11 protein-coding genes and 1 tRNA gene are annotated in these 12,055 nt (G+C 58.5%); 10 read left to right on the top strand and 2 right to left on the bottom strand.

The annotated features are described in order from the left end of the window. Positions 1–135: 135 nt before the first annotated feature. On the top strand, positions 136–1,614 hold the full coding sequence (locus GH722_18645; protein ID MRG73785.1) for an alkaline phosphatase: 1,479 nt from the start codon (positions 136–138) through the stop codon (positions 1,612–1,614). Positions 1,615–1,754: 140 nt separating this feature from the next. After that, entirely contained in the window at positions 1,755–2,438 is a 684-nt protein-coding gene (locus GH722_18650) for a hypothetical protein (protein MRG73786.1), read from the top strand. 44 nt (positions 2,439–2,482) lie between these two features. Here the strand turns inward: GH722_18650 and GH722_18655 are convergent. Both GH722_18655 and GH722_18660 read right to left on the bottom strand, forming a co-directional pair. Beyond that, a tRNA-Val gene (locus GH722_18655) sits at positions 2,483–2,557 on the bottom strand. Between the two features lie 79 nt (positions 2,558–2,636). Further along, positions 2,637–3,302 carry a hypothetical protein gene (locus GH722_18660; GenBank protein ID MRG73787.1) on the bottom strand — a complete coding sequence of 222 codons (666 nt, stop codon included), beginning with the start codon at positions 3,300–3,302 and terminating at the stop codon, positions 2,637–2,639. Between GH722_18660 and GH722_18665 the strand changes: the two genes are divergently transcribed. The 8 genes from GH722_18665 (at position 3,301) to GH722_18700 (ending at position 12,020) form a co-directional block, all read left to right on the top strand. Then, positions 3,301–3,846 carry a hypothetical protein gene (locus GH722_18665; GenBank protein ID MRG73788.1) on the top strand — a complete coding sequence of 182 codons (546 nt, stop codon included), beginning with the start codon at positions 3,301–3,303 and terminating at the stop codon, positions 3,844–3,846. The genes GH722_18660 and GH722_18665 overlap by 2 nt on opposite strands. Before the next feature lie 167 nt (positions 3,847–4,013). Beyond that, entirely contained in the window at positions 4,014–4,721 is a 708-nt protein-coding gene (locus GH722_18670; protein ID MRG73789.1) for a cobalamin-binding protein, read from the top strand. 21 nt (positions 4,722–4,742) lie between these two features. Further along, on the top strand, positions 4,743–5,399 hold the full coding sequence (locus GH722_18675; protein ID MRG73790.1) for a DUF1638 domain-containing protein: 657 nt from the start codon (positions 4,743–4,745) through the stop codon (positions 5,397–5,399). A gap of 13 nt (positions 5,400–5,412) precedes the next feature. Further along, positions 5,413–6,321 carry a methyltetrahydrofolate cobalamin methyltransferase gene (locus tag GH722_18680; GenBank protein ID MRG73791.1) on the top strand — a complete coding sequence of 303 codons (909 nt, stop codon included), beginning with the start codon at positions 5,413–5,415 and terminating at the stop codon, positions 6,319–6,321. A gap of 3 nt (positions 6,322–6,324) precedes the next feature. Continuing rightward, positions 6,325–8,352, top strand: coding sequence for a DUF4445 domain-containing protein (locus GH722_18685; GenBank protein ID MRG73792.1), 2,028 nt, complete (start codon positions 6,325–6,327; stop codon positions 8,350–8,352). A gap of 11 nt (positions 8,353–8,363) precedes the next feature. Then, the gene (locus GH722_18690) at positions 8,364–9,296 is read left to right on the top strand and encodes a metFprotein (GenBank protein MRG73793.1); all 933 of its coding nucleotides are present in this window, start codon (positions 8,364–8,366) and stop codon (positions 9,294–9,296) included. A 20-nt stretch (positions 9,297–9,316) separates the two neighbouring features. Next, a complete protein-coding gene (locus tag GH722_18695) occupies positions 9,317–10,879 on the top strand; it encodes a trimethylamine methyltransferase (GenBank protein MRG73794.1) in 1,563 nt (520 codons plus the stop codon). A gap of 106 nt (positions 10,880–10,985) precedes the next feature. Next, on the top strand, positions 10,986–12,020 hold the full coding sequence (locus GH722_18700; protein ID MRG73795.1) for a helix-turn-helix domain-containing protein: 1,035 nt from the start codon (positions 10,986–10,988) through the stop codon (positions 12,018–12,020). Positions 12,021–12,055 lie beyond the last annotated feature (35 nt).

The following is a 12,055-nucleotide window of genomic DNA, read 5'->3' on the forward strand; positions in this document are numbered from 1 at the left end:
TAACTGATAGCCCGGCACCGGATGGTGCAGCATCACATCTGACTACAGTGAACAGCCACCACCCTGTCATAAAACCGTCAATAGTATCATGTTTTCTGGCTGCACATTCCTGAACATGAAAGCAGACACAAACTGATGCGTACCATATTTACCGGACTCTGCGGTCTGATACTGTCCACCGGCGCGGCCTCCGCCCTCGATCTTACAGAGATCGGTTCAACACAGGTTGGTGTTGGCGAAGGTTATGCCGAAATGCTGCGATACCAGCCCGCAACCGGCATGATCATCGTGACATCATCCGCCAACGGGCAGCTTTCCCGGATCGACATTTCCAACCCGGCCCATCCGGTGAAAGCATCCCCGCTGGACCTGGACGGAGGTGAAGTCACTGCCGTTGCCGTCCATCGCGATCTGATTGCCGCCAGCGTACCCGGCAAAGCAGCAGGAGATGCCGGGCGTATCGTTCTGTTCGGCAGGGACGGTCAGCCTATGGCCGCAGTTGAAACCGGCCCCCTGCCCGACAATCTTGCTTTCTCATCAGACGGGCGCTTTGTCATCTCAGCCAATGAGGGACAGCCCTCGAAAGACTATAAGACAGACCCGCCCGGCGGCTTCACAATCCTCGATCTGAGCGACGGGGCCGACAGACCGCGCGTCAGCCATGTCTCGCTCTATGGCAGCCATATGCCCACGGGCGCCCGTATTGTAAAACCCGGCGCCAGCTTCGCCAGCGATGCCGAACCGGAATATGTCACCGTCGACAGCAACAACCGGACAGCCTATGCAACTCTTCAGGAAAATAATGCACTCGCTGTGATTGACCTGCCGACCGCCTCGATCACCGGCCTTTATGGTTTCGGGTTCAAGAACATCAGCCATCAGGCACATGACATGTCGGATAAAGACGATGGTGTGAATATGCGAAGCTGGCCGGTCCGCCTGATGTATCAGCCCGATGCTATCCAGTCCTATCGGGTGGGTGGCCAAACCTATCTGGTGACCGCCAATGAAGGCGACTCAAAAGACTATGACGGTTTCTCTGAAGAAACCCGTGTTGCAAAACTGAAACTGGACCCGACAGCCTTCCCTGACGCTGCAACCCTTCAGCAACCGGCGAATCTGGGCCGGATGAAAACCACGATGACCCTCGGCGATACCGACGGCGACGGCGATCATGACCAGATTTATGGTTATGGCGGCCGTTCTTTCTCGATCTGGACGACAAACGGTGAACTGCTGTTCGACAGCGGCAATGCCTTTGAAGCCATCATCGCCGGACGTAACCCGGAATTGTTCAATGCCAATGGTGAAGCTGCTGAACAGGATCAGCGTTCCGACGACAAGGGACCAGAACCGGAAGCCCTGACATTGGGTGCCATTGACGGACGTCACTACGCCTTCATCGGCATGGAACGCAACAACGCCATCTTTGCCTATGACATCACCAACCCGGCCAATCCGAAGTTTGCCGGTTATCTGATGCCGGACACCCGCCACAACTCACCGGAAGGTCTCGATTTTATCCCGGCATCGGAAAGCCCGAACGGCAAACCCCTGCTGATCGCAGCCTTTGAGGTCAGCGGTACGGTCGCCATCTTTGAACTGAAGCCCTGATCTCAGACCAGCATTGAAACGGGTGCAGACAACCCTTTTGTACCGCAGTCCCGGCAAACCTGCAGGCCATCCCGGCTTGCAGGTTTATCCGCAGTTCATTACCACGGGTGAATCTTTCCGGCAGTCTGGATCACCCGCATATGATACGCCGCATTCTCAAGGCCTGGCTGACCTATCTTCCCCTTGATCTGACCCGCCCCGTCCGCGACCAGTTACAGCGCCCGGAACTGTCCGGCATGCCGGTCTGCCCGGTTGATGAAGGGGATCTGCTGTTCCAGCTTGTTCGCAACAATGATTGCCAGAGCTGTCTGGAAACCGGTTTTGGCACCGGCTCAACCGCGCTTTACATGCTTTCTGCCCAGAGCACTCCGGAAGCCACCGTCACCTCAATTGACTGGTCGCCGAAAGCCTTCAACCAGTTGGGCCGCGACACCATCGACCAGTCCGGCATGGCCGGGCGTCATACCCATATTGAAAACGTCTCCCAGAAGGCACTGGCGGAGCTGATGCTGGCAGACCGACGATTCGATTTCATTCTGTTCGACGGCTGGCGCAGAACTGACCATCTGCTCTACGAGACTTATCTGATGGACCAGTTGCTGGCCGTCGGCGGTATTTTCTTTATGGATGACGCCGTCCGTCCCGCCTACCGGCAGGCCGCTGCACTGGTTACCGACATCTATGGCTATCAGGAAATTGACTATGCAGCCTATGGCCTCGGCTGGAAAAACCGCCTTTACCACATTCTCACCCGCCGCCACCTCACCCGCCCCTTCCGGGCCTTCCGGAAACTGACGGATATGCCCGACAGCTTCCACGAATAAAGGCCAGAACGGCGAAAACCCCGGCGTTTCCGCCGGGGTTTTCATGGTGGGCACGACTGGGATTGAACCAGTGACCCCCTCGATGTCAACGAGGTGCTCTCCCGCTGAGCTACGCGCCCTTGCCTTGAGACGATAGTCTGTCGTCGTCGGGAAGCGGGCTTTTACCGGTTCAGGCGGACCATTGCAAGAGCCAGATGATCACCAGTTCTGACATTCTCGCCGGCTCTGGTCGTAACTGGCCGGTGTATCAATAGCGGCATTCTGGGTCCGGCGGTAATCCGACATCTGTTTGATATAGGGGCGCATCATCTCCGTAACCACGCGACCCAGCGCCTGCCGGGCCTGATTCTGGGTTGCCCCGGCGGCGGCACCGCGCAAGCGCAGCCCCCGTTGCAGGGCAGCCCGCATTTCCTCGGCCACCAGATCAACCGATTCCCGCAGAATTTCCACATGCCGGTTTTCGTGATCCAGGATGACCGAATATTCACAGGACCGGGACACATATTTACGGTCAATCAGCACCGTGATCCGGTCATAACCAACAGACAGATTCACCTGACGGGCCCGGAAACACCATTTGCCGTCCACTTTCCCCATCGCACCGGTAAAGGTGAAGCGTGTAGCGAATTTGTAGGACGTCAGACCCGCCGTTGATTGTTTCGGCATGTCCGGCCGTGCCGAATGGGCCTGTGCCCGGGCAGACAGGACGGCGCGGGATTTGCTGCGGTCATAAACCACCTGCGGAAACGGCGTATCAAGCGTGACCACCGGGGTCACATCCACACGGCAGGCTGCCACTGCGAGACCCGGCGCGATCAGAAAAATAACAAGGAACAGAGCGAGACGACTGATATGACAGAACATGCCGTCAGGTTATCTGTCCCCGGCCCGGAGCGCCACAGGTCGCATGGTGAATTTCCCATTAACCATTGATTCAACTGTCAGGGTTAAAACTACTGATGTTAGCCGGCCTGACCGGCGCTTCTGTCATTGGGGACCCGTGATGAAACAGACCAGTCTGAAAATCGAAGCAGGCGCCAAAGCCATCATTGGTGGCATGGTTGTCGAAAACACTTCCGGAAGCAGCGTCGAGCTGCTGGTGCATGGTGATGGGCCGGTGCTGGAAAGCAACGAAATCATCAATGCCAAGGACGCCGACACACCGTCGCTGAAACTCTATTATGTGGTGATGAACATGTATGTCGCGCCGGAGAAGGCTTTCTCTGACTGGAACAAGACATTCCTGCAGCTGTCCCGCGATATCGTCTCCAGCGCCCCTTCCACATCGATCATCATTTCTGAAGTTGGCAATCTGGTTGCTGCCGGCAAGTTTGATGAAGCGATGAAGAAATGCATGTATCTGCTGGCCTATGAAGACCATCTGAGCAAGTACACCGCCCGCACATGACCCCGTCGATTGCGTCAGGCAACCGCCCCTCTATGGTCGGGCCTGACGCTTAATCCCGATGTCGGTCGTGTTTGGTAAATTCCGTGTCGCATTGATGCCCGTCTGAAGGGTCGCGTGACGCGTATATCCTGTTCTCATGACATAGCCTGTCCCCAGGGAGGTTCGGCATGAGCGACGGTATCGAAGACGATCTCATTCTCGCGGATCTGAATGACGAAGAACTCGTCGAACAGATGCATGATGACCTCTATGACGGCATGGCCGACGAGGTTGTCGAAGGTGTCCATATCCTGCTGGACCGCGGCTGGACTCCCTATGATGTACTGACCAAGGCACTGGTCGAGGGTATGCGGATCGTCGGTATCGATTTCCGCGATGGTATCCTGTTCGTCCCGGAAGTCCTCAACGCCGCCAATTCCATGAAAGCCGGAATGTTCGTGCTGCGACCGCTACTGGCGGAAACAGGCGCACCGAAGATGGGCAAGATGGTCATCGGCACCGTGAAAGGCGACATTCATGATATCGGCAAGAATCTTGTCGGCATGATGATGGAAGGCGCCGGCTTCGATGTCATTGATATCGGCATCAACAATCCTGTCGAAAACTACCTTGCCGCGCTGGAGGAACATCAGCCGGACATCCTCGGTATGTCCGCCCTGCTGACCACCACCATGCCCTACATGAAAGTGGTGATCGACACGCTGGTCGAGAAAGGTCTGCGCGACAAATATATCGTTCTGGTTGGCGGTGCCCCCCTGAACGAGGAATTTGCTGAAGCTGTGGGTGCCGACGCCTATTGCCGGGACGCGGCAGTCGCCGTTGAAACTGCGGCCGATCTTATCAAACGAAAACACAACCAGCTGGCGCGCGGCTGAGCCGGACAGGGGCTGACCGCCATGTCCGGACCGCTGGAGGAATTCGACGCCGTCACCGGAGACGATGCCTCGACACTGATTATCGCCTGTGGCGCACTGGCGCGTGAAACCCTTGCTGTTATCAGGGCGGGTGGCTGGTCGCATCTGGATGTCACCTGCATTGCCGCCGAACTGCACAACCGTCCGCAACTGATACCGGCCGCAGTAGAACGCAAAATTCTGGCTGCCCGGGGAAAATATCGCCGGATATTCGCCGCTCTGGCAGACTGTGGCACCGGTGGCGCACTGGACCGGGTTCTTGAGCAGTATGACGTGCCCCGGATCGACGGACCCCACTGCTATCAGTTCTATGCCACTGAACCGGTCTTCACCGCGCTCAGCGATGACGCGCCGGGCACCCTGTACCTGACCGATTTTCTCGCCCGGCATTTCGAGGCCGTGGTCTGGCGCGGGCTCGGTCTGGACCGGTTTCCGCATCTCCTTGAAAGCTATTTCGGCAATTACACCCGTGTCGTCTATCTGGCCCAGACAGAGGATGACGATCTCGATCAGCGCGCCAGAGCAGCTGCCGGCCGGCTGGGACTGGATTACCAGCGGGTCCGGACCGGTATGGGTGATCTGGAACATTTCATCCGGGAGGCGGCCTCTGCGGCCCCCGACAGCACCACACAGAACTGAACGGACAACAGATATGACCGAAACCCGCATCTCATCCGCCTCGAAAGAGATCATCATCGGCTTCGACCACCCGTTCTGCGTAATCGGTGAACGGATCAACCCGACAAACCGCAAACGCCTTTCCGAAGAGATGAAGGGTGGCGATTACAGCCGTGTCGAAATCGAAGCCATCGCACAGGTCGAAGCCGGGGCCACCATGCTCGACGTGAATGCCGGTATCCCGCTGGCGGACGAGCCGAAAATTCTGGCGGACTGCATCAAACTGATCCAGTCGATCACCAATGTCCCCCTGTCGATCGACTCCTCGATCGTTGATGCGCTTGAGGCAGGGCTGTCGGTCTATCAGGGCAAGCCGCTGGTCAATTCCGTGACCGGCGAAGATGAAGTGCTGGAGCGGGTGCTGCCGCTGGTCAAAAAATACGGGGCGGCTGTCGTCGCGATTTCAAATGACGAGACCGGGATTTCCGAAGACCCGGACGAGCGTTTCAAGGTGGCAAAGAAGATTGTCGAACGTGCCGCCGACTTCGGAATTGGTCATGAAGACATCATCGTTGACCCCCTCGTCATGCCGGCCGGTGCCATGGCCTCCGCCGGTCCGTCTGCCATGCGTCTGATCCGCCGACTGCGTGAGGAGTTGCGGGTCAACACAACCTGTGGCGCCTCGAACATCAGCTTTGGCCTGCCAAACCGTCACGGCATGAACGCGGCCTTCCTTGCCATGGCATCCGGTGCCGGCATGACCTCGGCCATCATGAACCCGCTGCATAGCGAGGAAATGGCGGCGGTGATGGGCGCTGATATCCTGATGGGCAATGACCCGGACTGTAAGCGCTGGATCCGGAAGTTCCGTGAACCGCTGGACCCCGCGTCAGAGGCCGCTGGTGCCCGCGGGCGCCGCGAAGGCCGCCGCCGCAGAGGCTGAGCCATGAAAACCGCTGATGCCCTCGTTGTCTTTACACCGTCCGGTCGCCGGGGGCGCTTCCCCCATGGTACACCACTGTTACAGGCCGCACGCAGCCTCGGGGTGGACGTGGACTCGGTCTGCGGCGGACGTGGTCTCTGTGGACGCTGTCAGGTCGATATCAACAGCGGTGAATTCGCCAAGTTCGCCATCAGTTCAGATCCGGGCAATCTGTCGCCGGTGGGGGCCGTTGAACAGCGATACGCTGAAAAACGTGGCCTGAAAGAAGGCCGGCGGCTCAGTTGTTCAGCCCTGATCGAAGGCGACATTGTTGTCGATGTGCCGGAAACCAGCCAGGTGCACCGCCAGATGGTGCGCAAGCGCGTCGAGGCGCGGGCCATTGAAATAGACCCGGTCGTGCGCCTGCATTATGTCGAGGTACGCCAGCCTGACATGCATGACCCTACCGGCGATCTGCAACGGCTGTATCTGGCTTTGTCCGAGCAGTGGGAGGTCGGTGAACTGCGGATCGACCGCCCGGCCCTGCACAGCCTGCAGAAGGTTCTCCGTGCGGGAGACTGGAAAGTGACTGTCGCTGTCCGCAACGAGCGTGAGCTGATCCACATCTGGCCGGGCTTCAAGGATATCATCTACGGCCTTGCGGTTGATGTCGGTTCCACCACCATCGCCGCCCATCTGACGAACCTGTCCAGCGGCGAAGTCGTCGCTGCGGTGGGCGAGATGAATCCTCAGATCCGCTTCGGCGAAGACCTCATGAGCCGCATCTCCTATATCATGATGAATCCCGGCGGTGAGAAAATGCTGACGAGTGTTGTCCGTCAGGCCCTCAACGATCTGGCGCAGGAGGCTGCCACAGAAGCCGGGATCGACCTGACCGATATCATCGAGATGACCATCGTCGGCAACCCGATCATGCATCATCTTGTCCTCGGCATTGATCCGATTGAACTTGGCGGTGCCCCTTTTGCCCTCGCCACCGATGCCCCGCTCACGCTTTGGGCCAGCGAGATCGAGGTCATGGTCAATCCCGGCTGCCGGGCGCATTTCCTGCCCTGCATTGCCGGACATGTCGGAGCTGATTGTGCTGCCGTCATCCTGTCGGAAGCCCCTCACCTTACCGAAGCCCTGACGCTGATCGTCGATGTCGGCACCAATGCCGAGATCGTACTCGGCAATCGTGACGGACTGCTGGCCTGTTCCAGCCCTACCGGCCCGGCCTTTGAAGGTGCCCAGATTTCCTGCGGCCAGCGGGCTGCCCCCGGTGCCATTGAACGGGTGCGCATTGACCCGGAGACACTGGAACCGAAGTTCCGGGTTATCGGGTCTGAATTATGGTCCGACGACCCGGCATTTGACGCCGGAACCGCAAAAATCGGCGTGACCGGAATATGCGGTTCAGGAATCATCGAGGTTATTGGTGAAATGTTCCTGGCCGGTATCCTGAGTGAAGACGGCGTGATTGACGGCTCAAAAGCTGATCAGAGCCCCCGGATCATTCCTGATGGCCGGACCTTTTCCTATCTGCTGAAAGCCGGTGAGCCGGAGATGCGGATCACCCAGAATGACATCCGGGCAATCCAGCTGGCCAAGGCTGCGCTTTATGCCGGAGCCCGGTTGCTGATGGACCGGCTTGGCGTCGATATGGTTGACCGGATCATTCTCGCAGGAGCCTTTGGCAGCCATATTGACCCGAAATATGCCATGCTGCTCGGCATGATTCCGGACTGCGATCTGGCGAATGTCTGGGCTGCGGGAAATGCTGCGGGGACCGGTGCGCGTATCGCCCTGCTCAACCGGGCCTCCCGGTCGGAAATTGCTGAAACCGTCCGCAATGTCGAAAAGGTGGAAACCGCGGTCGAGCCAAAGTTTCAGGATCATTTTGTCGCTGCCATGGCGATCCCTCACAAAACCGCTGACTATGCGAATCTTGCACGTCAGGTGTCGCTTCCAGTCAAATCGCCGGAAGGCGGCAGCGGTATCGATCAGCAGGGGTCAGGGCGTCGTCGTCGCCGCACCCGTGGCACGGTCTGAGGGAGGCGCGAATGCATAATCTGGCCATTGATCCGCATCTCGTCGCAAAACAGGCGATCATCCGTTTTCTGGACGGCTGTTCCGTTGAGGTAACGCCAACTCAGGCAACGAAAGTCGGTGATTTCACCACCCATCTGTCGCCGGGCCAGCGTGTCATGGTGACCTTCCTGCCCGGCTCTGACTGGCGGGCCACGGTCAATACCGCCCGGATGCTGCGTGAACAGGGCTTTGAGCCGGTACCGCATATCGCCGCCCGCTCCATACCGGATACCGCGATGCTGGAAGATTTTCTGAAGGCCCTGCGCGAGGAAGCCGGCATACGCGAAGTACTGGCAATCGGGGGCGGCGTTGACCGGCCTGTCGGAAAGTTCGACTGCACCTTGCAGATGCTGCAAACCGGCCTGTTCCAGAAATACGGTATTTTCCGGATTGGCGTTGCCGGTCATCCCGAAGGCAGTCCCGATATTCCGGAAGCCATCGTGCGTCAGGCGATGATCGACAAGAACCGGTTTGCCGGGCAGCACGGTTTGCAGATGGATATCGCGACCCAGTTCTGTTTTGAAGTCGATCCGATCGTAAAATGGGAACGCCAGTTGCGGGCAGACGGCAACCGCCTGCCGATCTATGTCGGTATTGCCGGCCTTGCCACCCTGAAGACGCTGATGGCCCATGCAACCGCCTGCGGGGTCGGCAATTCGATCCGGGTGCTGATGAAGCAGGCAGGGAATATCACCAAGCTGATGTCGGTCCGCGAACCCGATGCGGTTGTCGGCGGCCTTGCCATGGAAATGGCCCGCGATCCCGACAGTCTGCTGCGCGGCGCGCACTTCTTCCCGCTCGGCGGATTACGCCGGACAGCCGCCTGGATGCAGGCCGTCTCGAACGGTGATTTTGAGGCCAGTGCGGACGGTACAACCATCAGCCTTCACAAGCCCATCGATTAACCCTTGCCGGAGAGTGCGCCATGAGTGACCCCGCAGTTGAACAGGAAAGTGGCCGCAAACGTGGACGCAGTGGCGGTCGTGATGCCCGCCGGGCACTCCGCTCAAAGGACACTTCGGTTTCCGTTCCCTTCATCACGCGGGGCATCCCGACCTTCGATGTACTGAATGACGAAGGGCTGGATCTGATTGAACGCAATACGGATATCCTTCTGCAGGAAGTCGGCATCGACTTCCGGGGTGATGATGAGGTGCTCCGGATGTGGCGCGATGCAGGCGCATCCGTCGATGGCGAACGTGTCCGGTTCGAACCAGGAATGCTCAAGAACATCATACAGGCCACCGCTCCACGGCAATTTACTCAGCATGCCCGAAACCCGGAGCGATCGGTCCAGATTGGTGGCCCGCATACGGTACTGGCCCCGGCTTACGGCCCGCCCTTTGTCCGTGACCTCGATGGCGGCCGCCGCTATGGCACCATTCAAGATTTCCAGAATTTTGTGAAACTCGCCTATCTCTCGCGCGGGCTACATCATTCCGGCGGCACAGTCTGCGAACCGGTTGACCTGCCGGTCAACAAGCGTCACCTGGATATGGTCTATGCCCATATCAAATATTCCGACAAACCCTTCATGGGCTCGGTCACCGCCCCGAAACGGGCTGAAGACACCATGACGATGGTGCGCCTGCTGTTCGGCGAAGATTTCGTTGATCAGAATTGTGTTGTCATAAACCTGATCAATGCCAATTCCCCGATGGTTTTCGATGACACAATGCTGGGAGCACTGAAAGTCTACGCCCGCGCCAATCAGGCCTGCGTCGTCTCTCCCTTCATTCTGGCCGGAGCGATGAGCCCGGTTACCGTCGCCGGCACCCTGACCCAGCTTTATGCCGAGGCGCTGGCCGGAATGGCCCTGACCCAGCTTTGCCGCCCCGGTGCGCCGGTTGTCTTCGGCACCTTCGCCTCTTCAATCTCCATGCAGTCCGGCGCGCCAACCTTTGGCACACCCGAACCTGCGATGGTCCTGCTGGGTGCCGGTCAGCTTGCCCGCCGTCTGGGTGTGCCATTCCGCAGCGGCGGCAATCTCTGTGGATCGAAAATCGCCGATGCCCAGGCTGCTTATGAAAGTGCCCAGACTTTCCAGCCAACCCTGAATGGCGGCGTGAATTTCGTCCTGCATGCCGCTGGCTGGCTCGAAGGCGGGCTCTGCATGAGTTATGAGAAATTCATGATGGATGTCGATCAATGCGCCGCCGCACGCACCTATCTCGGTGGCGTTGATCTGAGCGAAAACGGGCAGGCAATGGATGCCGTGCGTGAAGTCGGACCGGGATCGCATTTCCTTGGCTGCGCCCATACCCAGGCGAACTTCGAGACCGCTTTCTTCCGGTCGACGCTGGCTGATAACAATTCGTTCGAACAATGGCTGGCCGAAGGATCACAAGATATTCAGCAGCGCGCCAACGCTGCCTGGAAGAAAGCACTGGCCGAATATGAGGCCCCGCCACTGGCCCCGGAAATCGATGCAGCAATTCTTGACTTCATCAACCAGCGAAAAGCTTCCGAACCGGATTCAGATGTCTGAAAACCAGTGTCGCCGGCTATCCGAAACGGATTGACAATATACGCCACAGCATCAACGGTCTGTGTAACAGGATTGTCTAGTGCCTGGATCCTTTGATGCTGGTTTCATGACTGAACATGCGTTTCTGAAGGGCTCGACTGCTGATGGACCCGTTAAAGTCCATTTCCTTCTGTTGCCTGATTTCTCTCTGACCGCCTTTACCGCAGCTATCGAACCGCTTCGGCTCGCCAACTATGTCAGTGGCCGGGAAGTTTATTACTGGGAGACCTGCGCCCTGCAGGGACAGCCGGTGAAGGCCAGTCTCGGCGCCACCATTCTGCCGACCAGCGCTGTGGAGAACGTGCGCTATCCTGATAATGTCGTGCTCTGTGGTGGCATGGGGGGACACAAATTCCATGACCGTGATCTGATACGGACCGTCAAACGCTGGGCAAATGCCGGCACCCATCTGGGCACGCTGGATTCCGGCACTTTCATCCTCGCCCGGGCTGGCCTGCTGGATGATCACCGTTGCACCCTGCACTGGGAATTCCTCGATTCCTTTGTTGAGGAATTCCCTGAGGTTGATGTGCGACCGTCATTGTATGAAATCGACCGGAGAATGTTCACCTGTGCCGGTGGTGACGCGGCCGGCGACATGATGCTGAATGAAATCGTGGGCCGTCTTGGCCCTGAAGTCGCTGGCGCCGTCAGCGAACAGCTGATGCATGAGCGCATCCGCGACGGCAGCGATATCCAGCATCTGCCGGTTCATGCCCGGATGCGGATCAGCCATCCGCAACTTGTGAAAGCCATCCGCGAGATGGAGCAGAACATGGAAGACCCGCTGACGCGTGAGGAAATCGCCCGCCGTGTCGGCCTGTCCCAGCGCCAGCTTGAGCGCCTGTTCAGGCGCTATCTCAACACCACACCGGCCCGGCATTATCTGCGGCTCAGGCTGCTGCGGGCGCGGCACCTGCTGTTACAGACAACCCTGTCGATCACAGGGATCGCGGTTGCCAGCGGCTTTTGTTCAACTTCACATTTTTCGCGATGCTACCGGGAAGTCTTCGGACATTCACCCCGGGACGAACGCCGGTGGAGTGATGACAGCACAGTCTTCCCTGTCAACGAACCCGAACAGCAGGCAATCGGTTTCTGATTGCCTGCTGCCGGGACCATGCAGGTTATCCTGTA

The sequence above is a fragment of the Alphaproteobacteria bacterium HT1-32 genome (genome assembly GCA_009649675.1).
Classification (GTDB): domain Bacteria; phylum Pseudomonadota; class Alphaproteobacteria; order Rhodospirillales; family HT1-32; genus HT1-32.